General features: G+C 43.6%; 17 protein-coding genes. 11 read left to right on the top strand and 6 right to left on the bottom strand.

What is annotated here, in order from left to right:
* Positions 1–186 precede the first annotated feature (186 nt).
* Positions 187–1,008 (top strand): HNH endonuclease, encoded by an 822-nt coding sequence (locus ASO19_RS04730; protein WP_103765519.1) that lies wholly within the window; start codon positions 187–189, stop codon positions 1,006–1,008.
* 49 nt (positions 1,009–1,057) lie between these two features.
* On the top strand, positions 1,058–2,134 hold the full coding sequence (locus tag ASO19_RS09065; protein WP_146046916.1) for a hypothetical protein: 1,077 nt from the start codon (positions 1,058–1,060) through the stop codon (positions 2,132–2,134).
* A 1,241-nt stretch (positions 2,135–3,375) separates the two neighbouring features.
* On the opposite strand, the gene ASO19_RS09270 is transcribed toward ASO19_RS09065, so the two are convergent.
* Both ASO19_RS09270 and ASO19_RS04740 read right to left on the bottom strand, forming a co-directional pair.
* Entirely contained in the window at positions 3,376–4,044 is a 669-nt protein-coding gene (locus ASO19_RS09270) for a sterol desaturase family protein (RefSeq protein ID WP_103765520.1), read from the bottom strand.
* Between the two features lie 97 nt (positions 4,045–4,141).
* On the bottom strand, positions 4,142–5,185 hold the full coding sequence (locus tag ASO19_RS04740; protein ID WP_232317229.1) for a polysaccharide biosynthesis/export family protein: 1,044 nt from the start codon (positions 5,183–5,185) through the stop codon (positions 4,142–4,144).
* Positions 5,186–5,622: 437 nt separating this feature from the next.
* On the opposite strand from ASO19_RS04740, the gene ASO19_RS04745 reads away from it, so the two are divergent.
* From ASO19_RS04745 to ASO19_RS04785, 9 genes are all read left to right on the top strand, one after another.
* Entirely contained in the window at positions 5,623–6,873 is a 1,251-nt protein-coding gene (locus ASO19_RS04745; protein ID WP_146046917.1) for a capsule biosynthesis protein, read from the top strand.
* Positions 6,860–7,705, top strand: coding sequence for an ABC transporter permease (locus ASO19_RS04750; RefSeq protein ID WP_081563119.1), 846 nt, complete (start codon positions 6,860–6,862; stop codon positions 7,703–7,705). The genes ASO19_RS04745 and ASO19_RS04750 overlap by 14 nt, the downstream gene beginning before the upstream one ends.
* Before the next feature lie 7 nt (positions 7,706–7,712).
* Entirely contained in the window at positions 7,713–8,366 is a 654-nt protein-coding gene (locus tag ASO19_RS04755; RefSeq protein WP_081563120.1) for an ABC transporter ATP-binding protein, read from the top strand.
* Positions 8,367–8,399: 33 nt separating this feature from the next.
* Positions 8,400–9,686, top strand: coding sequence for a glycosyltransferase family 4 protein (locus ASO19_RS04760; protein ID WP_248630459.1), 1,287 nt, complete (start codon positions 8,400–8,402; stop codon positions 9,684–9,686).
* 3,188 nt (positions 9,687–12,874) lie between these two features.
* Positions 12,875–13,870 carry a GDP-mannose 4,6-dehydratase gene (gmd, locus tag ASO19_RS04765; RefSeq protein ID WP_103765522.1) on the top strand — a complete coding sequence of 332 codons (996 nt, stop codon included), beginning with the start codon at positions 12,875–12,877 and terminating at the stop codon, positions 13,868–13,870.
* Between the two features lies 1 nt (position 13,871).
* The gene (locus ASO19_RS04770; RefSeq protein WP_081563124.1) at positions 13,872–14,798 is read left to right on the top strand and encodes an NAD-dependent epimerase/dehydratase family protein; all 927 of its coding nucleotides are present in this window, start codon (positions 13,872–13,874) and stop codon (positions 14,796–14,798) included.
* Between the two features lie 41 nt (positions 14,799–14,839).
* A complete protein-coding gene (locus tag ASO19_RS04775; protein ID WP_081563125.1) occupies positions 14,840–16,972 on the top strand; it encodes a glycosyltransferase in 2,133 nt (710 codons plus the stop codon).
* Between the two features lie 630 nt (positions 16,973–17,602).
* On the top strand, positions 17,603–19,078 hold the full coding sequence (locus ASO19_RS04780; RefSeq protein WP_103765523.1) for a phosphomannomutase: 1,476 nt from the start codon (positions 17,603–17,605) through the stop codon (positions 19,076–19,078).
* A 119-nt stretch (positions 19,079–19,197) separates the two neighbouring features.
* On the top strand, positions 19,198–20,613 hold the full coding sequence (locus ASO19_RS04785; RefSeq protein WP_103765524.1) for a mannose-1-phosphate guanylyltransferase/mannose-6-phosphate isomerase: 1,416 nt from the start codon (positions 19,198–19,200) through the stop codon (positions 20,611–20,613).
* 35 nt (positions 20,614–20,648) lie between these two features.
* Here ASO19_RS04785 and ASO19_RS04790 read toward each other — a convergent pair whose 3' ends face one another.
* The 4 genes from ASO19_RS04790 to ASO19_RS04805 all read right to left on the bottom strand — a co-directional run bounded on the left by ASO19_RS04790 (position 20,649) and on the right by ASO19_RS04805 (position 25,556).
* Positions 20,649–21,839: a glycosyltransferase family 4 protein gene (locus ASO19_RS04790; protein ID WP_232317232.1), complete on the bottom strand. Its 1,191-nt coding sequence runs from the start codon at positions 21,837–21,839 to the stop codon at positions 20,649–20,651.
* Between the two features lie 3 nt (positions 21,840–21,842).
* The gene (locus ASO19_RS04795; protein WP_081563128.1) at positions 21,843–22,820 is read right to left on the bottom strand and encodes a glycosyltransferase family 4 protein; all 978 of its coding nucleotides are present in this window, start codon (positions 22,818–22,820) and stop codon (positions 21,843–21,845) included.
* Positions 22,821–23,080: 260 nt separating this feature from the next.
* Complete coding sequence (locus tag ASO19_RS04800) at positions 23,081–24,439, bottom strand: capsule biosynthesis protein (RefSeq protein ID WP_373364566.1); 1,359 nt, start codon at positions 24,437–24,439, stop codon at positions 23,081–23,083.
* Positions 24,432–25,556, bottom strand: coding sequence for a capsular polysaccharide export protein, LipB/KpsS family (locus ASO19_RS04805; RefSeq protein WP_103765526.1), 1,125 nt, complete (start codon positions 25,554–25,556; stop codon positions 24,432–24,434). The genes ASO19_RS04800 and ASO19_RS04805 overlap by 8 nt, the downstream gene beginning before the upstream one ends.
* Positions 25,557–25,558 lie beyond the last annotated feature (2 nt).

Here is a 25,558-nt window from a genome sequence, read left to right on the forward strand (position 1 = left end):
GATGACCGCTCGAAAATGCAGGTCGGACTCCAGGAGCGTGCAGGAATAGCGACGCGCGCGCTTAAGGAACGCGGAGCTGACATGCAGGACGGGAAACAGAAAGCGCAAGAAAAGGCTCAAGCCGCCAGTCTTGCCCTATGAGGAACAGTATTGTGCCTCTTGCAATCTTATGTAACCAATTAGGATATGCTTTGGCCGTTTGAACTTCATCGATTCTATCATCGTCGCAATGATATTCATGCGCGTTTTGGTGGTCAGCAACAGGGCGGCATTTCAACGCCGGCTGACACGCCTGGGATCTTCATTTTTACCGGGCACGGCGCGGGCCATGTTGGCCACCAAGATGCTTTCGAAGCAGATGGGAGCTTCCGCTATACGGGGCAAGGCCAGCTTGGCGATATGCGGATGATCTCGGGAAACCGAGCCATCCGTGACCATGTGCAGAATGGCAAAGACCTCTTGTTGTTTCAGCAGACCAAGAAAGGCGGCCCGGTCCGGTTTGAAGGGCTCTATGTCTGTGGCGGTTGGGAAATCGAGCAGCAGCCCGATATGAACGGCCAGCCGCGGCAGGCAATTGTCTTTACGTTGGTGCCTCAGAGCCAGCTTTCCATAGAGGCTGAAGATCTTGCAACGAAAGCTCCGACTGATCTCCCGTTAGCAGAACTGAGAAAACGAGCATTCCAAGCGGCTCTTGCCCCCACTGCGGCGAGCCCACGTGTTGCGTTGGCAAATGTGAGGGCTCGCAGCAAAGCAGTGCGAGATTACGTTCTGGCTCGTGCGAGGGGATCTTGTGAAAACTGTCGCAGTGCAGCCCCGTTCTTGACTGCTACAGGACAGCCCTGCCTCGAAGCTCACCATATTCATAAGCTGAGTGATGGAGGTCCGGATCATCCCGCATCGGTTGCTGCATTATGTCCGAATTGCCATCGGGAGGCTCATTTTGGGGTTGGTCAGGTGCTTTTGAACGATCAATTACTTCAGCATGCCCAGAGCTTGGAGAAATATTGATTATATCGTGCATTCATTAATGAGATCATAAATAAATCCGGGGAATAAAATGTACTCTACACTTTACGGAAAAAGATTAGATAAAAAACCAGACGAGTTCCACTTCGCTTTATCACCAAGCGGAATTTGGGAAAATGAGGAAATTGGAACAATCGTAAATAGTATCAGGGATGCATTCGATAATCTAAACATGAAGTGTTTGCAGATATTGTTTGATTCTGCAGATCATTTTTGGAAGGTTCTTGAGCGATCTGATTTTAATATTGTCCATGCAGGATTAGATACGGAAGCCATTTTTAGTTCAGAAGAATTTAGGTTGTATACCAATAATTTAGAAAACATCGACGATAAGAAAATTTTATATTATTATTCTATAAAGAACTATTACAACGTTGCACTTAATATGATCAATCATTTTGTTGTCGCCATTGGCGATGCTTATGCAACGCTTTCTAAGCCAAACCTGTATAAAAATGTAACTCTTGAACAACAAAAGTTCAAGATGGGAGAAGACTATCGTCACAGCATCTCGCCTGACACCATGAGAATTTGGTCGGGATTTAGTTTTTCAATAGAAAAAATTATCAGCTTTCTTGATTTTACAACAAAATATATCTCTGATCTATCAGGAATTACTCCAGGAATGGTTTCATGGAAGTCTAAAGCAGGTAGCGTTCTGTTTGGTGATTGGAAGTCTATTCGTTTAGCAAAAGGAACACCTCTATGCGAACGCAGCATTCCATTCAATATAATTGATTCCTTAAGAAATGAAAGTGTTCACAATGGAACCATCAATCATTACTCTGGCGTATACGAACATACGAATGATGAAAAAGTAAATAGACGCTTTATTCTTATGCCGGACTATAATAAAAGCACTGGACGTCTTCTGGTCGCAGGAGGGAGAAAGCGTTTTTACACCCAAGATAATCATCTCAACGCACTTTTGCCCACTCTTGTTATTAGGGTATTTTCAGATGCTCTAGAATCTCTAAACCAGATAGATGCTAAACTCGAAAATAGATGGACGGATATGGAGGACTATATTGGAAGATACCCTGAATTTTTTGCCGCTGTTAGAGCTTCAGAGCAAGAGAACTCTTTTCTGAAATATACACCATTATAGTGAGCAAGTTATTTCATACTTCCTATCCAATGGTCGCCTCTCGATGAAAGCAGGCATCATTGTAGATAAAACTGAGCTGACGCATAAGCGAACAAAGCGTTTTGCGCCTTTCCAAGCAATCTACGTGAGGATTTTATGTGGGATTAAATTTTCAGAGGAATAATATTTCCAATTTATTCAATGAGTTGTTGACTATCTTCGGAAGGCATCCCCTCCGCCACGGTTCCTTCTGAAAATCGCAGTGTCGCCCCAGAGATAAGATGGCATTTATTTTCTGGCCCCCGGCGAGGCCCAAAAATTATTCCTTAGAAGTAGCTGCTTCAATAGATTGCTACCGCCCATTGTCCCAAAGGAGGGAGGTGGGATTGCGATTCCCCTCCCATAAATTTTCATGAAATTTAAGAATCGCTTGCGATGTGTACACTAGCAGTATGGAAAGAGAATCACAGAGCGAGAGAATGAAAGTAGCGGCATCTGACTTTACCAACGCCGAGGCCAATAATGGTCGGGGATCAGACCGTGGGATCGTGCAGGCAACTTTCGAAATCGTTTCCAGCCATGATGACGCTAAGCAGATTGGGGAGGTTCTTACTGAAGAACTGGAGCTTACGCTATGAAAAAATCTGGAACTGTCGGTGTGATTATAACTCAGCAGGAATACACTTCGCATCACGATGAGTATGTCATCCCGCCAGATAGGGCGGAACGATTGTCCGTATTGTTGTCAAGGATTTTGATAGGCTGATTTCTATCAAGGCAGCCAACAGATATCGTTTCCTGTTCTAGATTCAGAAACACCTAAAGAGGATGGAAATAAAGCCGTGAGGCCGTTTTTTGACGAACTATCCATGTGAGCCGCCAGGGCTAGTTAGTTCAGCGACGAGATACTCTGTCTGTTTTGAACTGGATTGTTGACAGGTTAGAGAGTGACGTGGGGCGTGAGGGAATGGTTCAAATCATTGAGAGAGCGTTATCGTTGGCTCTTTATTTTTGGAGTGTTAATGGAAATGGTTCTCTTCGCATCCATATGTAAGAATTGAGGCATATTGAGGGGCATAGATGAAGGGGAAGCTTCATCAGGGAAACAAATTTATTCTAATTTATAATTCTAAGATATAGTTTCACGCAAGGGAAATACATATAGAGTCTTCAAAAGTTATCTTTCAGCATAAGGATTTATTGTAAATGGCATCAGTTGTATCTTAATAGATCAGATATAAAAATTTTAAATAAAAATCCCTCTATCTTTTATATTTTGTTCTAAATATTGAATCAAGGAAAGGTAAGCTTATTGAATAATTATGCTCTTCCGTGCGGTAGTGATGAAGTAAATGGTGCTTTTTCCATAAAGATAAGGGGAATTTTCTCATTTTAAAATTATGCGTAGCATAATGTATGGTATCGTATATGGCGTACCCTGAGAAAAATCCCATGAAAAAAGAGGTGCCTAAAGAAAAACCTATACTATAGACACTAATACTCCAGATAAATAGTCCAATTGGTAAAGTCACAATTATCGGCATCAACGTTCGAAAGGGATGATTGGGTTGAATATGATGATTTCCGTGGAAGATATAAATCAGTCTTTGTATTTTTTTATTATTACTAACAAAATGGAAAGCAAATCTATGAAGAATATACTCAAATAAAAGCCACAAAAATACTCCAATTAAAAGAGGGATAATAAATGTTATCAATGGTGTGCGTGTATAAAAAATGGAGAAAAGCAAAATACCCTCAAAGGTTATGCAATATATAATAAATTTCCTGAAAGAGATTAGAGTGAAGGATTCCATCCAATCTTTCTGGAAGATTCGAACAGGGGGTTCCTTGGCAGAAACTTTATGATTGGGAGTTAAAGAATTTGCTGGATCAGAAACTCTAATCAATCTTGAAGAAGATTTTGACATATTAAGACAGAACCCCAAGTCGTTGGTAGGAGGGAGAATTACATCAAGGTTGCCTGCTGATATATCCTGAAAGGATTCCTCTTAATCATAAGACGGACTAGCGAGCAGCAACGGCAGCCATGGATGCGGCTTGCCCGAACAACGCTCCAACAATCATATTTATCTTGAAAATGGAATCTGTCGCAGCGTCAGCTATCAGGATAGAATCATGGTCCTTCATTGGGATTCTTTGTGCCAAGAAGTATTGAGTCGGATTCAGCATATCAATCTCATATACAACTGGAGCAGAATCCATTCCTGGCTTAATCGGAACACCAAGGCGCTTACAGACCATTTCATTTTCATAGCGGATAAGATAAACGGCATTCCCATCAGCACGACTATCAGCAGGGCCACCAATACGTGCCAGAGCTCCTGCAAGGGTCAACTTAGCTGTTCCGAACTGCACCTCATTACGTGCCTGTGTCTGTCCTACTGCGCCAAAGGCAGTGAAAGTACGAGGCTGGTATATAACATGGATCCGATCGCCAGGATCAGCTCGAATATCTTCTTCCGGGTGGTTTTCTAATGTTGCCAGATCCGTAGCCCCAATTTTGCCGTTACGTACCAGTTCAACTTGTGAGTCTGTTGGTGGGTACTTTGCTCCTCCAGCTATGGCGATCACATCTGAAAGATGTTCGTCGGCAAGGGAAAGGACAACCCGGCCTGGATGAATGATTTCACCTGAGACAATAACGGTGTTACCAATGTCATTCTGAATACGGACCATAACTTGAGGATCTTGCGATTTTCCTTTTAGATGTTCCTGAATTACCGCAGCGACCTGGCTAGGGGTTTTCCCTAAAACATTCATCCTTCCGACATATGGAACCATAATGGTTCCGTCACCTTCGACTTGAGTAGGAGGAAGATTTTGAGAAGAGATATGAGGTGCACTTCCGCCTACAGCCGCACCATCACTGGTGGGTGCTGTTTTATCAGAAGATGAGAAGAGGCCATTTCCCAGCTCAAATATCGTAATACCTAGCACATCGCCAGCGCCGATATGATCGTTGCGGGATTGCCTGAGATTACTAGTGACGAGTGTAGATATCTTGGGGGTTATTTCAGATGACAAAATATCTGCAATCTCTGGTGTCATGGTTAGAAGTTTGTAATCGAGAGCTTTCGTATTCTTCGATGATTTCGTATAGTTATGGACCTGTTTCTGCGTAGGACTGGAATGAGGAACCCAGCTACAGCCAGATAGAAGGAGGATAGCAAGCCCAGTGGCCCCCCTCATTGCACGGGTGAAGGTACTAGCGTTGCAAAAGGAAGTTTTCTTTAAAGAGGGGGAATCAAGCACGGTGCGATCCTGATGGTAATGACCTTGAAGGGCTAGCCGGACTTGTCATTATCCATTTTTTAGGAGTAAGGCAAGCCTGATATGTTTCGGTATTGTGCTTTCTCAAGAGGTAGCCTTTGCTTTTCCGAAGTTGCAAGTGCTTGACTGAAAAATATTCAGGTTGGTATGAACGCACATGGCCGAAGGGAGTGGGTTTGAACCTATCCTGGCAGATAGTTTTAGGAAGTAGACAGTTGAGTGAACCGCTACCGGAACATCTGAAGCATGTTCAGAAAGATACTTTTCTTGATGATAAAAATAGGACACCGGTTAGCTCTGGCATGATGTCTTCTATTACCTATTTAGGGAATGTACTGCTACGGAATATGGTTGGTGCGGCAAGATGGCTGAGGAAGCAATGGGATTTTTCTTTGATAGTCTTGCTTCCAACTACCGTTGTAGCAGTCTATCTTTTGTGTTTGGCAAGTCCTCAGTATATTTCTGAAACACATTTCCTTGTTCGTGGGAAATCAATTAACAACTCCGCTATGGGTGGGTTAAGTAGTCTGCTGGAAACTAGCCACGGTGGATCCCAAGACACTTATGCCGTACAAGATTATATGATATCGCGTGATGCTTTGAAAATGTTGATTGAGAAAGTACGTATCAATACATTATTTAATGACCCCTCGGCTGATTTTTTAGCTAAATTTCCTTCTTTTTTTCTGAGAAAGGATTTTGAGAGTTTTTATAGCTACTATAGGAGGCATATAGATGCGCGCATTGACGAAGAAACGGGTATATCTCATTTAAGAGTTCGTACTTTTTCGGCGCTCGATTCACAACGTGTTGCGCAAACATTATTGGACGCAGGTGAAAGGTTGGTTAATGAGATAAATGATAGGCAGCGATATAACACTCTTCATGCTGCTCAAATGGAACTTGATACAAGCTTGAAGGAGTTGCATGATACAGAAATGCAATTGGCGATTTATCGGTATAGTAATGAGATCATTGATCCGATGAAGCAGGCTATTCCGATGGTCGGTACGGCACTTTCTCTGGAAACAAGACTTTCTATGTTAGAAGCTGAAAAGAAACAGCTTATTTTGAGTGCTCCTAATAGCCCTCTGATAAAAGTATATGCTCAGCGGATTGCGTCGATTCAAGCTCAAATGAGTGGTATGCAAGCCCACATAACAGGGCGGAAGGGAGAAGGACAAGGATCTTTAGTGCCTAAGTTGCTTGGATATGATGAGCTCACGGTTAAAAAGAGTATAATTGAAAAAAAGATTTTAGCTGAGACGAGCGCATTGGAAATGGCTAAAGCTCAAGCTGATAGGCAGATGCTATATGTTACAGTTGTGGCGCAGCCGAGTTTGCCGGACTATCCGGAGTATCCTAAAAATTTGGCCTTTCTTTTTATAACGTTTGTATCTGCATTGTTGGTCTATGCTACCGGGAAACTATTAGTTGCGGGGGCACGTGAACATGCGCTCCAGTAAAGATTCTTCAATAGAGGAGATCAGTAGATATAGTGCTGCAAGGCATGCGAGGCCGAGTTTGCCTCATGCTTTTATGATACAACTACGTGTTATCTATGCTCTATTAATGAGGGAGATACATACTCGATATGGTAGAGAAAATATTGGTTTTTTATGGGTAATAGGTGAACCTATTTTATTTTGTGCTGGGGTTGCAATTGTATGGACTGCTATTCGTCCCTCTCATGAGCATGGGTTGCAGATGACGGCAATGGTCATCTCAGGATACGTTCCCCTAACTATGTGGCGTCATACTTATAGCCGATCCATCAAGGCTTATGAGGTTAATTCATCTTTATTGTTTCACAGGTTGGTTACTCCATTAGATATTATTTTGGCTCGAATTATTTTAGAAGCAGCTGGGGCGATATTAGCTGGAGCCTTGGTTGTAGCTGGTGCTTTGTATTTGAATTACATGGAGGTTCCAGAGAGCTGGTTTTTTGTATACTTAGGTATGGGGTTTTGTACATTTTTTTCATTTGGCTTTGCAATTATTTTAGCAGCATTAACAGAGCGCTCTGATATTTTGGAAAAAGCGATGGCTGTCTTTTCGTATCTCTCGCTTCCATTGTCGGGAGCCTTTGTTATGACCGATTGGATTCCTGCTCGTTATCGTTGGTTGTTGGAGTATTCTCCGCTGGCAAATAGTATTGAGATGATAAGGTATGGTTGTTTTGGAATGAAAGTTATTCCTCACTATTCGGTGCCCTTTCTTCTTTTTAGTTGTACGCTTTTGTTTATGATTGGATTGTATTTGACTTTGCGGGTAAGGCCGCACATTAATATTTCGTGAGGCATGTATGATAGGACTAAAGTGTATTGGCCTAACTAAGACTTTTAAAGTTGGCCGTAAAAGGCGTGTTGTTTTAGATGAGGCCGACCTTGATGTCTATAAAGGCGATAAGCTGGCTGTTCTTGGGCGGAATGGAGCTGGGAAGTCGACACTAATAAAATTGATAGGGGGAGTCGAGCATCCTACAGGGGGCATCATAGAGCGAAGGATGACCATTTCGTGGCCGTTAGCGTTTTCAGGGGCGTTCCAGGGAAGTCTTACGGGGCATGACAACTTGCGTTTTATATGTCGCGTTTATGACCTTCCCTACGAAAAGACATTGGATTACGTCGAGGATTTTGCTCAATTGGGTAGGCAATTTTATGAGCCTGTAAAAACATATTCTTCGGGTATGCAAGCGCGGCTTGCTTTTGCCCTTTCTTTGGCAATAGAATTTGATTGTTATTTAATAGATGAAGTCATTATGGTGGGGGATGCACGTTTTTCTAGACGCTGTGAGGAAGAGTTGTTTGGGAAGCGTTCGGATAGAACTTTGATTGTCGTATCACATCAGATGGACTTTTTAAGAAGGACCTGTAATAGGGCGGTATTGCTGAATGACGGCAAAATTCAAAATTGCTCATCGGTCGAAGATGCTATCCAACGGTATGAAGCACTCTAACTAATTTGAAAGGGACGTTCGGTGAGGCCTAATTTGCGCATTGGAGTTGATGGGTTTAATCTTGCTCTTCAGAAAGGGACAGGGGTCGCTACATATTCAGTAGCTTTGACTAGGGCTTTGCGTTTATTAGGGCATCATATAAGTTTATTATATGGATTGCCAATACCTAGAAATCTTTCTTCCGATTTAAGGGAAGTCTTGTTTTTTGATACGTTAGGTACCGATCTTTATCCAAGACGGCCTAAATTTCCCAAGCCCTCTTGGTGGAAAGAGACATTTAATCACTTTTATGGTCATAAGGCAGAAGAAGTAGTTATTAGTGGACATGTTGTTTTGAAAGAGCATGCAACGCGCCTTCCGGAATATGACAAAGTTTATAATGTTCCTTCATTGTTTAGAGCTGCCCAGGGTTTTTTTAAAACAACAGGGCGTTTTTTAACTGTAACCATGCCCAATCCGCCTGATATCATGCATTGGACGTACCCCTTGCCGCTGAAGGTGCGAGGTTCTAAAAATATCTATACCATACATGATATAGTTCCCTTGCAGTTGCCACATACAACATTGGATGATAAGAAGTTATATTTTGACCTGTTGACGAAGATAGTCCGTCAATCTGATGGAATTTGCACTGTCTCAGAGGCTTCGAAGAAAGCTATTGTTGATATGTTCCCGGCTGCAGAGGGGCGTGTTTATAATACATATCAATCCCATTTACTTGATGCATATTGTATTGATGATAATTCTTTGATTACGAATAACGAGTTGCATCGACTTTTTTCGCTGAAGAGTGACGAGTATTTTTTGTTTTTTGGTCAGTTAGAGCCTAAAAAAAATATAGGCCGCATAATAAAGTCTTTCTTGTTATCAAATACGCGCAGGAAATTGGTGATTGTTGGTTCAAATTCGTGGAAGGAAGAAGATGAGCTTAGGTTCTTAGGTAAAGGTATAGAGGACGGCCGTATTATACAGATCCAATATGTAGAGAGAGACGTTCTTTATTCACTTATCAAGCACGCACGGGCTTTGATTTTTCCGTCTATCGCCGAAGGTTTTGGATTGCCTGTGTTAGAATCTTTGGTTTTGGAAACTCCAGTATTGACCTCTAGGGAGGCTCCTTTAAGAGAAGTGGCAGGGGATGTTGCGGTTTTAGTCGACCCTTATGACATTAATGATATTAAAGAGGGGATTGAACTTTTGGATAGTAACGATGAGTTATGCTTTCTTCTAAGGCAAAAATCAAAAGAACAAGCAGAAAAATTTTCTCCAAACCATTATGCGGAAAATTTATCTCATTTTTATAGAAAAGTTCTTATTTAGTGCAAAACTATATTTTACTATTTTCTATGTCTAAGATAGATTTCTAGGGAGAATTGAGGAGTGATTCAGAAGATAAGATGTAAAATATTTATTTTGCGGAGATTCTATTAAGATATCCGGCAATGAATTGATAATACCTCTTACCGGGTGCTCCTATTCTTTATTCTTTGAGCTTAGCTCAGAGATTTTCCTCTGGATGTCGGCATTCTGTATGATTATTGTGGATGGTAGAAAGTAAGTTGCCGTCGTTTTAGCGGGGTGACAGGAATGAGTTGACGCTGTTGAGGCATTTTTTGATTTTATCCAGAGTATATCCTCTGCCACAAAGCAGATAGGTTGGGAACTTAGATAATTGATCAAAAAGAGCACAGGGTTATGGCAGCTTACGGGCTTGGTTAGGAGGCGGGTGAAGGTTAGAGTTTTTTCGTGCCATTAGAGGTGACGTAGACTTTTGATCTAGGGCCACCATGTGAGGGGCCAAAGCTCTGCGCGATTCTGATTTTTCTCTGCTTTACCTTTTTTACGACCCTGACTGCTTTTCGGTGAGCAAGTATGACGGTTCCATTAAAATAGGCCGAGCCAAAGTGAAATCAGCTTTTCTGAAATGATGGCAAGTTTCTGCTATATTCTTTATAGTAGTGTATGTGCCTTGATTTTGCTGGGAGGGTACATCATGAGGCTCCATTTTCCTTTACATGGCCTCTAACCTGCCGATCTCCCGGTTGGTTTATGATTTGGCTGGCCGGCATGGGGCGGAATATCAGGAGGGAGGCTTCGGAACATGGCCATTTATCGGCTAGCAATACATCCTTCTTTGCCTACAGGCGTTACGTGCAGCAAACTGAGACAGTACCTCTAGAGGTAGATCCTTATTGTGAGGTGAATATATCCAATAGGTTAGTGATCATAGCATCACAGTCTCTTCAGCCTCATTCTTGCCTGATTAATGAGATCAACGGTTCGATTGTCCCAGAAGGTTGTGGTTGGATGAGAGCATATATGTGCATTGACGAGAATTATTGGGTTGGTGCCAATGTAATATTGCTGAGAAGGCTGGGATGACATGATGAGCCAATGGCCTTCTCATTTGTAGAGGCTTGCAATTTGGATTGAAAAAAGAATCTAGCCTGCACCCTAGGGGACGGAACTGGCGCAGTGCCTGTCCGGAGAGGTGCGGTGGAGAACACTACGCTGTGCCCAGGCTGAAAAGCTGGTGTATCTGTTATTCTACCGAACTAATTGTTCCGATAGAGTTAGTTGCTCTCATCAGGACATCGGAAAATGCTAGTAAGGCAATGCGTCAAGATGGGGGACGGTGAATATTGACTGGAATAGTGCTACTCGTTTCCTTCCGACGTAGAGAACGTAAGTTCAAATTTTCCAATTTATCGTTGACCGTGCTCCGCAGTTGCGCGTGTCCGTTACGGATAACGGCTCTAATTCTATCAGAATATCCTGTGTTACCTAGCTATTGAAGATGATGACGGCATGTACTTTTGGGCAGGTTGGCCTAAGCCCTAGTGATTATTAATAATATCAGGATGGCTTAAATGCCCTAGCCCGACTTGGACTCTTAGAGCTCATGGCGTGTGATCAGAATCTCCATGCTGAGTTGGTGCCCGTTCGTTAACGGGGGAGGGGGGAAGTGTCTTTTGACCGACGTCGACCTCGTCGCTTCTAACTGCGTTGGGTTCGGACCTGGGTGTGGTACTGGACGGCATGGATTGAATCTTCGGCGGGGAGACATAATCATGGGGATATCTATTCAAGACAAGTTGGGCAGTAAGCTCTGCCCCGTTTTCTTAATCTTCTCTAGTAATGCCACGAGGCGATCTTGGCCAACGTAGGAGGTGTGGTCGGTCAGCTTATAAAGAATCTCCTGTAGTAGCGTCGTCGTAACGTAATTGATGCTGAATAGCTGAAAAATGAGCATTCGCCTTAGCTCTGAATCGTGAAAAAATTCTGACTGATTGGGTGACAATTCAAGGGCTAGGAAGCTAAGAATGAGATGTTCTGGCTGCGTCGCTATGCAGGGAGAGGGTGGGATAATTTTGGAGTAAGTTGAACTAATTTTACTTGGTTCGATCTGACTAAATTGGGTTTAGTTCTGGAAGAGATATGTGAGTGTTTGGCTCATGTCGTGATCGTATGTTTTTATGGAAGATTGTAATAGATTCGTACGATACTTCCGGCACATTGTTCTTTATATTGAGACCCATTGGAAATTAGCGTTCTGGCGGGATAAGTTCATCGAGATGGCAGGCTATTTCCGCAATCTGCAGGGATGGTTTGTTCTAGCCTTCTGTGGTTGCCCGCAGGTAAGGGATTGTTTATTTGATCTGATATTGAAAAAGTTGATGTAGGATACTTGCCTTTTGGAGTGTGCTGACGGCAGTGGTTGGCAAAGTGAGCCGTTGATCTCGAATTAAAACGGAGATCAAGGACGGTTCAAGCGCCACTTTTAGTGGGAAGATTGGGTTAGAAAATCAGTCATTTTTTCTTGTTTTGTAGCAGGATACCTGCCTTAATATATTCATTTCTCTATCTTAATACTTGACGCATATTTTTGTATATGTCATATAACCTGCTTATACTAATTAATAATTTATTTCTAGTTGTGGAATTATAGACAACCATATCAATGCGATGAAGCATATGCTTCTGTTACACCTAAGTGTAACATTATAAATAATTATGTGAAATATTCAACTATTGCTTGTGATAATATGTAACGGTATCCTTAACGACTCCCTGATCTGGACAGGTTTAAGCTGAAGCTCGAAGATTAAAAAAATATTTTTTTTGAAGGAGGTTTTATCTGGCGGGACGGTTTGAGCTGTGGTAAGTAAGGACATAATAGCTGAGACGGTGAGCATGTTGTTTTGCCCATTTCAGTGGGGCTTTTGTGCAATGCGTGGGGTGTGAATCTCGGAAGGTGAGGGGTCTGTCTATCCTGAGAAGTGCGTATTGGCTCAAAGTTTTTAATGTATGCAGCCATGTTTATTAAGAAGGGCTTGGGTTGTATCTTGCTGGAATGGGACTTGCGGGTTGGGAGTGACTGCCTTGTGTCTTCCGAGAAAATGGTAAGGCATTTTTGATGGAGTGGTAGGGTATTTTCTCTCGGCTTGTCGATCGTTTGTATTTATGGTTCGACCCTTTCTGGGTGCTTTAAAAAGGAAGTAGTTGGTATGCCTACAGCTCTTATCACTGGTATTACGGGGCAAGATGGAGCTTATTTAAGTGACCTTTTGTTGAAGAAGGGTTACCGCGTTGTGGGGCTTGTACGGCGGACCGCATCTGCAGACGTGATTTGTGCTCGTTTAAAGTGGCTTGGGATAGAAGATAAAGTCGAATTTGTCGACGGGAATATGACGGACCTGTCAAGCCTTATACGTATCATGCAGGATGTAAAGCCAGATGAGGTTTATAATCTCGCAGCGCAGAGCTTTGTTGGTGCTTCGTGGCAGCAGCCTCTTTTAACGGGGACTGTAACGGGTCTGGGTGCCGGTAATCTTCTTGAGGCTGTCAGGATCGTTAATCCGGGAGCTCGTTTCTATCAAGCGTCTTCATCGGAAATGTTCGGGAAGATTCAAGAGGCTCATCAGTCTGAGCAAACGCCGTTTTATCCACGCTCTCCTTACGCTGTTGCCAAGCTCTATGCGCATTGGATGACGGTGAATTATCGTGAAAGCTTTGGGATGCATGCGTCGTCAGGCATCCTTTTTAATCACGAGAGCCCGCTACGCGGGATTGAGTTTGTTACCCGCAAAGTGACGGATGCTGTGGCGCGTATTCACTTGGGGTTGGCGGACCATGTTTCCTTGGGGAATTTGGAAGCAACTCGCGATTGGGGGCATGCGCGCGATTATGTAGAGGCTATGTGGCTGATGCTGCAGCAGGAAACACCGGATGATTATGTTGTTGCGACGGGTCGGACAACCAGCATCCGTGATTTGTGCAGGATTGCCTTTTCGTGTGTTGGTCTTGATTATGAGCCGTATGTTCGTGTTGACCAGGCATTTATGCGGCCGGCCGAAGTTGATGTGCTGCTCGGAAATCCGAAAAAGGCTGAAGATAAATTGGGTTGGAAGCCGACAACTTCGTTGGAAGATATGATCTCGGAAATGGTTGAAGCCGACATTGCGCGTCATACAGCGGCTGCGCACAAACTGACGCGGAAGTAATATGTCACGTCGAATCCTCATTACGGGCGCGAGCGGTTTTGTTGGGCGCCATTTGACGTCTCTCCTTAAGGCTCATCCTTCGAAAGACTTGATCTTCGATGAGCGGTTCGACGTTACTAACATTTTGGAAGTTAGCGATGTTGTTCGGCGTGTGCAGCCGGATGCTTGTGTGCACTTGGCTGGCGTGACTTCTATCGCTCAGGCGCGCCAGGATCGCAACAAGGCGTGGAATGTTAATCTACAAGGTACGTTAAATGTTGCCCAAGCTCTTTTGGCGTATGCACCACAGGCAACATTGGTCTTTTCGTCGAGTAGTGAAATTTACGGGGATAGTTTTCTTACGGGTGAGGCTTTAGATGAGAACGCTCTTCTCATACCTAATAATCCTTACTCAGTTACTAAAGCGGCAGCTGACCTGAGTTTGGGAGCGATGGTGCGAGAAGGGCTTAAGGTCATTCGTGTTCGTCCTTTCAATCATACGGGGGCAGGGCAGGTAGAAAATTTTGTTGTAGCGGCATTTGCTCGACAGATTGCAAAAATCGAAGTTGGTACGCAGAGGCCAGTTGTCGAGGTTGGTAATTTAGACGCCGAGCGTGATTTTCTTGATGTCCGCGATGTTTGTGAAGCTTACAAGGCCTGTATTGATCGTTCCCAAGATATTCCATCGGGAGTAATCTTGAATATTTGTTCAGGGCAAACGCGCTCTATTCGTTCCATTTTGGAAAAATTAGTTAATTTTTCTAAGGTCGAAATCGAGATACGTGTTAAAAAAGAGCTTTTACGGCCTGTCGATGTTCGCTATGCACGTGGCTCGAATGAACTAGCATGTAAGATATTGCATTGGCAGCCGAAGGTTCTGTGGGAAGAAACCTTGCAAAGTGTTCTAAACTATTGGCGTGAAAAAGAGCGCTCGGCAAGTATTTCTTAGTCTTAATTTGAGGGTTTGTTGTTTTTGTATTCGGGGGGGGGATGATGAAATTTTTTAAGTTCGCTTCAGGTGTTAAGGATAACACAAATTACTGTGCTGTCGGTGATCGCAACATGAAGGAAAAGAAATGGGAGTCGGCTGTTGTAAACTATAAAAAGCATCTGGAATTACACCCAGGTGATTCTGCAATTTGGGTACAATATGCTCATGCCCAGAAAGAGCTTGGGCGGTCAGAATTAGCTATTGCGGCCTATGAAAAGGCAGTGAGTCTTGACAATCGAGACCATGAGACATTTTCCCATTTAGCTCATCTCGAATATCGACTTGGAAAACAAGAGGAAGCTCGCTCTCATGCGTTTGAAGCTGCAAAAATAAAACCATTCAAGAATTATGTTGATTTGTTCGTTCGTTTGGGTGGAGACATACGCTTTTTTGAAACGAAGGAAAGTAAGGCTAAATATCTGATCGAGATTGATGATATACTTATTTTTTTAAAAATCCATAAAACTTTATCAGGAATTCAGCGTGTCCAGGCTGGTATAATGCAGGGCATCATCAACCTTCCTAAAGCTAATTCGAAAAATTTTGCCTTTGTAAGAGCAGGTGAGAACGGCTTTGGATTTTGGCAGATTTCTTTTGAGAATATTTCGCGGATTCTTGAATATATCCGCTCCGATAATGTTGAACAGGAAAAGTTAGTTCGTTTAATTGAGGATGCTGAGAGAGAAGCCTCTCTTATTTCCGTTGTTAAAGGTCAAGTTTATCTCATTCTTGGAGCTTTTTGGGCTGCTCAAACAAGCCCCGCACGTTATTCATTGCTTAAGAAAAGTGGGGTGTCCATTGGTGTTTATATATATGATATAATTCCAATATCTTATCCTGAATATTGTCATGTTAATTTGGTAGCTGAATTTTCTTATGCGTTGTCGGATGGTTTTTTCAATTTTGATTTTGTCTTTACGATATCTCAGTATGTTGCAGATGAAGTTAAAGGGTTTATGAGGGAGCATAATCTTAAAGAAATTCCTGTAATCCCGGTTACTTTGGCCCATAGGATGAATGGGGAGACTAATCCGACTTTAAGATCTAAAGAATTTGAAGGGGACTTATCCTTTCTAAATGAACGAGAATTTGTATTAATGGTTTCGACCATTGAAGCTAGAAAGAATCATATTTATCTGTATAGGGTATGGAAGGAGCTTGTTAAGCAAGGGGTCTCGGTTCCTGATCTTGTTTTCGTTGGGCGTTTTGGTTGGCGTGTAAATGACCTCAAGAGCATGCTTGAAGATACGGACTTTCTAGGCGATAGAATTCATGTTCTTCATGATATCGGTGATGTTGAATTGGAGATGCTCTATAATAAATGTCAGTTCACGGTATTCCCCAGTTTTGCAGAGGGATGGGGCTTGCCTGTTGGTGAAAGTCTTTTCTTTGGTAAACCGTGTGTTGCCTCCTCAAGTTCTTCCATACCGGAAGTAGGTGGTGATTTAGTTGATTACGTTGATCCACTCAATTTGCATGAGGGTATTGAGGTCATCAGAAAGATGATTGAAGATGCTCAATATCGGGCCCGTCGTTCTAAACTTATAGCCACTACCTTTACACCAAGAAGCTGGGACGATGTGACGAATGATCTCATCTCAGCCCTGCCCAAAAAATCTATTGTTACCGATGTGGATTATTTGCCACCATTGTTAAAAATGGGTAAGAAATTTGAGCCGGCACGATATACGCATGGTCAGAGATTTTGCCAGGATTACGTCAACCAGCCGCTTCGTCTTTTGCTTGCTGATGGTTGGTATTCATGTGAGCCAAATCTAGGCGCATGGATGAAAGGGAAAGAAGGAATTATCGAGTTTAGAACTAACCTTCCGCCACAAACAAAGATTACAGCGTATCTTGATCTTATAGCTGCGCCTTGGACGAAGCATAAAGTTCGTGTTTCAGCAGGTTTGGCTAGTAAGTTCCCTACAAAAGACAAAGGCATCGATCTTGTTGCTGGGGAGAGAATTTCATTACCTGTAACTGGCTATTCTGATAAAAAAGGCGTCTTCTCTATCTGTATTGAAATATCGGGAGAAGATATTATCTCTCATCCGTTGAGAAATGCTCAGGAGAATCGGATTTTTTATCTAGGATTGCAATGTTTGATTTATGTTCCCAATCTTGATTGACTTGAAATTTTGGAGCTAGTTGTAGTCTTTCACTGTTGGAAGGGGATGTAAAACTCAAGCTTGTCACTTTGGTTTTTGCAAGTTTCAAAAAGTACTTCAATGTAAAGATCAGGTGGTAAGCAGCCATGACGTTCTTCCGAGAGCAATAACTCTCGAGCAAGGTGAATTTGCGGCGAGAGAGTTATTGTTGGAAGCGAGGAACTTGAGGAAGTTACGACTGTAGAGAGAAGTATACGGATACCAGACGTTCGGAACTATCCTGAGGTTTGGAATTTTTATACTTCTCTCGCATTTTTAACTTGGAAGTTGACGGTCCTCTGTCTCCCTACTTTGCCTTTCTGGAAAAGGCCAGGGTATATACACTTGTAAATACTTGCATATCTATTTATTTTGACGTGATGATTCTTATATAAAAATTTGGGCTTATGTGTATTGGAAATATCCTACAATAATGGAATATTTTGTTTTTGTGGTATTGATATTTTGAAATAAAAGTGCAGGATCTGTTTTCTTTTGTTGTTAAGGTAATTTTGAGAATTTATCCTATCTTTTGACTTTCCATACGAATCAGATTGTTTTTTTTTGTTAGGGGGGCCATTATCGCCCTCTTCTTAAGGGGGGGGATTATTCATGAAAATCAGCAAGTTAATGCAGGACTCTGGCGTCTCTTTCGGCACAAGTGGGGCAAGGGGGCTTGTTTCGGACATGACCGACCAAGTCTGTTTTACATATGTTCAAGGTTTTTTATCATATCTTGGAACAATTGGTGAGTTTAAGTCAGGAAAAGAAGTAGCTTTGGCAGGGGATCTTCGGCCTAGTTCACCACGAATATTGCAAGCCTGTATTGCAGCTATTGAATTTTCTGGGGGGAAGCCTGTGTTTTGTGGCTATATTCCAACCCCAGCTCTTTCTTACTATGCTTATGCAAAGAAGATTCCATCATTAATGGTAACTGGTAGTCATATTCCAGCGGATAGGAATGGCATCAAATTTAATCGTGCAGAAGGGGAATTTTTGAAGAGTGATGAAGTCAAGATGGGAGAGCAGGATATTGCAATACCATCCCACTTGTTTGACCAAGTCGGCAACCTGTTAGAAATTCCGATGTTACCTGAGCCTCTTAGTGTGGAAGAGGAGTATGTTAAAAGATATAAGGTTTTTTTTGGAGAAAATGCCTTAAGCGGTATGAATGTTGGAGTGTATCAACATTCTGCTGTAGGGCGAGATATTTTAACAAAAATAATTTCGTCACTGGGTGGAAAGGCACTGCCATTTGGACGTTCTGATAGTTTTGTTTCTGTCGATACGGAAGCCGTTAGGGGAGAAGATGTCGCCATTGCGCATCATTGGGCTTCAGAGAATGCTGTTGATGCCATTATAACGACTGATGGCGATTCAGACCGCCCTTTAATGGCTGATGAACATGGGAAATGGTTAAGGGGTGATTTGCTTGGGATATTGGCGGTCGAGTGCCTCGAAGCCAAAGGGGTCGCAACTCCAATTAGTAGTAATACAGCCTTAGAAGACAAGCATCCTAATATATCTATAGAGCGTACAAAAATTGGTTCGCCTTATGTGATAGAGGCTATGAACACGTTAATCGAGCAAGAGGTTTCTCCTGCCGTTGGCTATGAGGCGAATGGTGGCTTTTTGCTGGGAACGCCTGTTTATAGGAAGGGAAAGAAATTAGAGAAGCTTCCAACGCGTGATAGTGTATTGCCGATTTTGTGCGCTCTTGCTGCATCGCAAAATAGCGATAAGTCACTTAGTGCGTTAGTGGGAGATTTGCCTAATAAATATACAGCCAGTGATAGAATAAAAGATGTTCCAACTGCCTTTTCGAAAAAGAAGTTGGCATCGCTACGGGATGATATTTCTTCTGGAATGAAGGAGTTAGGTTTTCTAGATTTATGTGGCAATGTCAAGTCATTGAATGAAGTAGATGGAATAAGGGTCACATTTGATAGTGGTGATATAGTACACCTTCGTCCATCGGGGAATGCTCCCGAGTTACGGCTTTATGTTGAATCTTATTCAGAGGAACGTGTTCAGTTCTTATTATCTAATGGATTGCAATTTCTATCACGTTGGAAGAACGAGCTGTAACCAAGATTTGTGTCTAGGGAAGCTTGAAAAAGTTTTTCAATCTTCCCTAGACAGAGTTTATAGCTTACAGACTGCTACTGTTCGTTGTATTTTTTTAATGTTTCAGTGGGGTATGTAGTATGATCGTTCCTGTAATTCTTTCTGGCGGTTCTGGCACTCGTTTATGGCCTGTGTCTCGAAAGAGTTATCCAAAGCAGTTTTGTACGCTGTTGGGCGATAAAAGTCCTTTTCAAGAGACATTACAACGGATTGTAGGACTTGGTATAAAGTCGGCTCCTATTGTTGTTGGGAATCGAGAGCATCGATTCATAATGGCGGAGCAGTTGCGCCAAATTGAGATGAATGACGATAGTAATATCGTACTTGAGCCGCTTTCACGTAATTCGGCGGCAGCTATGGCTGCAGCAGCTTTTTGGCAGGCAAAGTCTGATGAAGACGCCATCCTTTGGTTTATGCCAGCGGATTCAGCTATCACCGACAATAAATCTTTAAATGAGTCTCTGCTTCGAGCGTACGAGGTAGCAACGCACGATTATATCGTCATGTTTGGCATTCAACCCACTCGTCCTGAAACGGGATATGGCTACATTGAGCAAGGTAGTCCGATAGAAGGGAAAAACGGAGCTTTCCATATTGCAAAGTTTTTAGAGAAACCAGATGAACTGAATGCTAAACGTTTTTTAGAAAGCGGTAAGTATTTCTGGAATTCTGGAATGTTCATGGCTCGGGCACGTATTTTTTTAGAAGAGTTACGCAAGTGGGCCCCGGAGATTTATGATTCTGTTGAGAAGAGTGTTCGCCTTTCGGAAAGTGACTCTGCCTTCATTACGTTGGATGAAGCGAGTTTTATGAAGACTCCTTCTATATCTGTTGATTATGCTCTCGCTGAGAAAACACAACGTGGTGTGGTTGTCCCATCCTATTTTGAGTGGATGGATGTAGGAAGTTGGGATGCTGTCTGGGCTCTGACCGAAAAGGATAGTAATGGGAACGCTGTTTCAGGTAATGTGTTCCTAGATCATACGAAGAATTGTTACGTAAAGTCCGACAATGTGGTCGCTACAGTGACGGGGGTGGAAGATCTTGTCATTATAGTCACCAAGGATGCTGTTATGGTCTCTCATAGAGATCGTGCTCAAGATATCAAACATGTGGTTGAGCTTTTGAGAGAGCAGGGACATTCTGAAGCCGATCAGCACGTCAGGATGTATCGTCCATGGGGTTTTTACGAAAGTTTGATAAAGGGCCATCGCTTCCAGGTGAAACGAATCTGTGTGACACCTGGGGAGAAGCTTTCCTTACAGAAACACTTTCATCGAGCCGAGCATTGGGTTGTTGTAGAGGGTACCGCTTTAGTTACGCGGGATGATGAGATTCTTACGGTAAGGGAGAATGAAAGTGTCTATCTTCCCCTTGGATCCGTTCATCGTTTAGAAAATCCTGGTCGGATTCCGGTTACGTTGATTGAAGTACAATCTGGCCCCTATTTGGGAGAGGATGATATTGTAAGATTGGAGGATATATATCAGCGCTAGTTAGTTACCAGTATTCATGTGGGAGATTATTCCGCTCAATTTGACGTTGTAATCTCCTCTATGAATTTGATGTAGCGTTTTTGATAAGAGGGCGAATTAAATGAGTTACTGACCTGGTAGCCCTGTGTACGGATCTCGTAGATTTCTGAGGGGCTTGCCTTGTCAAGTTGGGTGATTTTTTCAGCAATTGAATCAATACTGAGCGGATTGCATAATAAAGCTGCCCCGCCGGCTATTTCTTCCGTAGCACCTCCTTGGCTGGTAAGCACGGGTATCCCTAAGGCCATGGCTTCTATAATAGGAACTCCAAAACCCTCAGCTAAACTTGGGAAAAGCAAGGCCTTCGCTTCTGCCAAGGTGCGTAAAAGGGAAGAACGTTGGCTCCAAGGCAGATGGATGACTCTACTGTCTGGAGAGGGTGAAGAACAATTCGGCTGGTCATCCCCTTTGGGGCCAATAAGTACAAGAGGAGTTTTAGTTTTGGTACGTGCATGAGCTTCCAAAAGTCGTTCTATATTTTTACGGTGTTCCATCCGACCATAAAATATAAAAGAATTTGGTGGCGCTATTTGAGGGGCTTTTTTTATTTCTTGCAGTGTTTCTCGATTAAAATCTACAGGTTGATATAAAGTTGTTATCCTATCTTCCTCTATAGTAAAAGTATTGATTATCTGTTGGCGAACTGTTTCGGATACGGTTATGAAATGTACATCGTGGTCGATGAGATTCTGAAGAAGAGAACGAAAATTATGAGCGTTGATATTTGTTAGGTGTGGATGTGTTAGAGGGATAATATCATGAATAGTTACTATATTTTTACACCCCTCGATAAGAACTGGAAGAGGATACGTCCAGTGCATTATATCTGGGGCGATAGACGATTTTAATATGAATATTTTTTTATGGTAACGAAAATGCACATGTGCAACACGGTAAAGATCGCTGGCTAGATGAGCTGTTCCCCATGGTGATTGAAAGCTCTCTTCATGAATATGAGGAGCTAATGAGGCCAATGCTCTTACAAAGCGGTATATACCACTTCTTAGAGGAGTATCTTGTGTATTCTCGAGAAGCCATTTAACATTGAATCCATTTTCTGTTAGAATTTTCTGATGATTAAGGGCATAATAATAAATACCTGTGCCATTATGGCGACTAATATTTCTTCCATCTAGCCATATTTTCGGGTTGGACGATGGCAATGAAACTAGGTTCCTATTTTTCATAAATTAAATACTGTTTCTTTCTATCAAGGAAATACAGTTTTCTACAGTTTGAGCGATGCTCCCATCCCATGATAACGGCTCATACGTTTTTAACTTTTCCATCTGATTTTGCCATAGTGGACCATGTTTTTTGAAATCATCGATCATAATTTCCCAGTTTGGGGTATCAAGTGGATCAATATAATATGGGATGTCTCCACCAACTTCTCGTAGAGCCGGGATGTCAGCACAAATACTTGGAACCTGCAAGTACATAGCTTCAACTAGAGGCAGACCATATCCTTCTGTAAAGCTGGGGAAAAGAAGGCCATTGGCTCTTTTCAAAAGAGCTGTAACTTCTTCATCCGAAAGATTATTTTTTTCCTTGACGGAATTTTGTAAAGCAGGTGAACGGTCCAAGAGATCTAAAATATTCTCATTTTCCCAGCCACGTTTCCCAACAAGGACAAGATAAGGTACTTCTGCTTCCCCATGCTTTTGGACCATAGCTCTCCATAGATGGAGCAGCATAAGATGGTTCTTTCGTGGTTCTATTGTACTAAGATATATAAAATAAGGTCTATTATAAATGTCAGATAAAGTTTCCTTGAAAGAATTTCTGATATTTATTCCATGAGGTACGGCCCAGATAGGGGTATTGTCTTGTCCATTTTTCGTGGAAAAACTTTTTAAGGACGTAGCTACCGTTTCTGTTGGGACTACGACAGCTTTAGCTAATGCAATAACAGTTTTAATACGAGCCCTATGACGAGATAACTCACGCTGCCGCGAATATTCAGGATATTCGAGCGGTATGAGGTCATGCACCATTGGAACGAAATATGATTTAGTACGAACAAGAAAACGCTGAATTGCGTTTTTATGCGTTAGGTGATGGTGCGACAGGAGCAAATAAATTGATGGATAAAAAATCTTCGTTGAAGATGGGATAAAAGAGAAACAGAATTTAAGGCACAGAGCCATTTTATAGGCATGTGCCATGTATGTCTTGTTTCCTGAGCTCCACCCATTGATTAGAGAAATTATAAATTTTTTGCTTATTTTTTTTGGTAAAATATTTATCCGCCCCAGTAGAGAATATGAGGCAAAATATAGTTGTTTTTCATGGTACTCGAGAAGATATTGTGCATATGCAAGCTCTACCCGGTCAATACCTGTGGGCGCCAAACAATCAGCACGGGAAAGTAGACGAGATATGTCTAGTATAAAAACAGGCTGTAGCTGAGATGATGTCATACGTTTCAAAGGGAGGCCGGCTGATATTGTTCGAGGCGTATTACGGTATGGTGAACTAATTTTTCAAGCCCTTCTTCAGAGAAGAAACCTCCAGGGATTAGGCATTGATCTATCAGTACACGACGAAAAGCCGCAAAGATGAGTGGGTCAGGTCGCTGGGGTGCCTGCCAGAAAGCTTTCAATGTCGATTGCGCAGTCAGTCCCGGCATGTCGTAAATGGCGTGACCCAAGGTAATGACAGGGACATTATGAGCCAGAGCCAGGGTACCAGTCGTGCTGTTAACGGTTACGACCCCACGGGCATGACGCACAAGCTTGGCTATATCTCCAAGCTCCATGTAATCCACACGATTGCTGACACCATGCGCAGCAGCAAGCCGCTGGACAAGTTTCTTCCAGTCCTGCACACCATTGTCGAGCGGATGCTCTTTGATGACAAGACGCATCTCCAGTGGGGCATTTTTGGCAAAGGATACAAGAACTTCGGTGATGACTTCCGCCACACCTGAATAGGAAGAATGCAGGCGTAACTGAGCATCGGCATCCAGTTGCAGAGGGAGCAGCATGTAAGGCTTGGGCCCTTCAACCAGCCATTCAGTCAGTTCGTGACTGCGTTTTTGAGCCTTTTTACGGCGACAGAGGCGTCGCAACCACCCAACGCCTTCCACCAGGGGCGGCCAGGGACGATAATCTGTCCAATGCGGGAAACGCCACTTCAGAAGAATGGTGGCCGCGTTATAGGCCACGCCTTCCAGTGCACGACGTGGGAAGGAAGAGGGGACAGGCTCATGTGGGGCGGCAGGAGGCAGCTGGCTGGCACGCTGATAGTACCAGTCAGGGTCTTTGGGTAGCGTGGAATTACCGTTAACGCCACCAAGTTCCAGGGTGACCCAGTCTGGCCGGATATAGCCTTCCTCAAAAACATGGACGGCAATATTCATTTCACGGCAGATGAGGATGGCCTGCCGATGGAGTTCCCGGCAGTCACCAAACAGCAGCACGTCCGTGATGTGATGTTTTTGCAGGATATGCCCCAGAAAGGCGGGCCATGTCCCATAATTGCTGCGGAAGGCAATACCACCTCCCAGACGCCAGAAAAGCTCATCCCCTCCATTGAAGTTGATTTTCCACACATTATGCCCCCGTTTTTTCAGGGCACGGCCAACAGATTGGAAAAAAGGCCCCATGAGCCCCTGGAGCAGCAGGAAATTGCGTTTTGTTTTTGGGGGGATCTGGAGCGACATGGGCACAAGCGTGCTGGTCTCTGTCAGGCTCGGATCTTCAAAAAAATTGGATGGATATTCGGCGTGTTCCGTCTCTTCGGGAGGGTGGCCAGAATATGTTGTCTGGGTATTGTCAAACATGAGGGGCCCGGCATGATGAAATGAAATGTGTGAAACAACGGCGTAGCTGGCCCTGCCTCTGCCGTAATTTCATGGCGTATGTTGGCTTCCAGAGCTCAGTCTTGCCAAAACAGTCAATCAGCTCCTCCACGTCACATCGCTGTTCTGTCTCTGGATTGATATAGAGCGGATACAGAATAAGGGCGATTGCAGCAAGGTCTGTTACATCCAGTTGACGCCCCCGGCGGGGAAGAGATGGTCCCAGATGTGTTGTCAGTCCCCAGCCAGCGTAAAAGGGGGCACCGTATGTCGTAACCTTTTTGCCACGTATCAGCGCCTCAAAACCTGTCAGGGATGTGAGGGTGTGTACCTCGTCAACATGTGTAAGGAGCTGGCTCATGCTGCCACTGCGGTCAATGCTGTTGGCGTAGGCAAGAATGGTTGCTTCGGAAAGATGACCGGAACGATGGCCGGCCTCCACATCAGGGTGGGGCCGATAGATGATCCATGCTCCAGGATTCCTGCGGCGAACCTCACGCAGCAGGGCGAGATTATCCGTAATCTTGCCTCCGCCCCTTACGACAGACAGATCTCCAGCAACCTGCCCCGGAACCAGAATGACCGGCCCCCCCTCAGGATGCTCCATTTTGAGGGGAGATGAATCAGGCGTAGCGGCATATTTGGAAACATGAAGCGTTTTGAGGCGCTCCATGAGAGTATCGGCTCTTCTACGGAGGGCTGGTGCAACCTCGGTATCCCTCAGCATGTCCTCCAGATCACTGGGGTGGGAGGGATCAACATAAGCGCCCTGGCTGTCCAGGATAATGGAGCATGGAGGCAGAAACCCGCTTCCCAGTCCCATGGACCGGATGAAGCCATCTTCCACGAAGAAGAGGGGCACCCGCATGGCATAAGCCTGTGCCTGCAAGGCTGGTGTGATGCGGTTTGCCCAAACAGCCAGTCCAGCATTCTTTTTCCGGGCATAGGCCAGAGCCCGACGGGGCGACCAGAAAAACCGGATGGGGTCTCTTCCTTCAAGAAAAGAACGAATGCGGCGCTGTTTCCACCATGCTATTCCATGGCAGGCTACGACAGGCCTGATGGCTCTGGCTCCAGACGCAGGGACATGGCATGACATGG

It is taken from the genome of Parasaccharibacter apium, assembly GCF_002917995.1.
Taxonomy (GTDB): domain Bacteria; phylum Pseudomonadota; class Alphaproteobacteria; order Acetobacterales; family Acetobacteraceae; genus Bombella; species Bombella apis.

What these genes read in the sequence shown, in the direction of transcription:
- gmd (WP_103765522.1), top strand. Translation starts at nt 12,875, where the DNA reads ATGCCTACAGCTCTTATCACTGGTATTACGGGGCAAGATGGAGCTTAT.
- ASO19_RS04785 (WP_103765524.1), top strand. Translation starts at nt 19,198, where the DNA reads ATGATCGTTCCTGTAATTCTTTCTGGCGGTTCTGGCACTCGTTTATGG.
- ASO19_RS09065 (WP_146046916.1), top strand. Translation starts at nt 1,058, where the DNA reads ATGTACTCTACACTTTACGGAAAAAGATTAGATAAAAAACCAGACGAG.
- ASO19_RS04750 (WP_081563119.1), top strand. Translation starts at nt 6,860, where the DNA reads ATGCGCTCCAGTAAAGATTCTTCAATAGAGGAGATCAGTAGATATAGT.
- ASO19_RS04755 (WP_081563120.1), top strand. Translation starts at nt 7,713, where the DNA reads ATGATAGGACTAAAGTGTATTGGCCTAACTAAGACTTTTAAAGTTGGC.
- ASO19_RS04800 (WP_373364566.1), bottom strand. Translation starts at nt 24,439, where the DNA reads ATGTTTGACAATACCCAGACAACATATTCTGGCCACCCTCCCGAAGAG.
- ASO19_RS04730 (WP_103765519.1), top strand. Translation starts at nt 187, where the DNA reads ATGCTTTGGCCGTTTGAACTTCATCGATTCTATCATCGTCGCAATGAT.
- ASO19_RS04775 (WP_081563125.1), top strand. Translation starts at nt 14,840, where the DNA reads ATGATGAAATTTTTTAAGTTCGCTTCAGGTGTTAAGGATAACACAAAT.
- ASO19_RS09270 (WP_103765520.1), bottom strand. Translation starts at nt 4,044, where the DNA reads ATGTCAAAATCTTCTTCAAGATTGATTAGAGTTTCTGATCCAGCAAAT.
- ASO19_RS04740 (WP_232317229.1), bottom strand. Translation starts at nt 5,185, where the DNA reads ATGACACCAGAGATTGCAGATATTTTGTCATCTGAAATAACCCCCAAG.
- ASO19_RS04795 (WP_081563128.1), bottom strand. Translation starts at nt 22,820, where the DNA reads ATGGCACATGCCTATAAAATGGCTCTGTGCCTTAAATTCTGTTTCTCT.
- ASO19_RS04790 (WP_232317232.1), bottom strand. Translation starts at nt 21,839, where the DNA reads ATGAAAAATAGGAACCTAGTTTCATTGCCATCGTCCAACCCGAAAATA.
- ASO19_RS04780 (WP_103765523.1), top strand. Translation starts at nt 17,603, where the DNA reads ATGAAAATCAGCAAGTTAATGCAGGACTCTGGCGTCTCTTTCGGCACA.
- ASO19_RS04805 (WP_103765526.1), bottom strand. Translation starts at nt 25,556, where the DNA reads ATGTCATGCCATGTCCCTGCGTCTGGAGCCAGAGCCATCAGGCCTGTC.
- ASO19_RS04770 (WP_081563124.1), top strand. Translation starts at nt 13,872, where the DNA reads ATGTCACGTCGAATCCTCATTACGGGCGCGAGCGGTTTTGTTGGGCGC.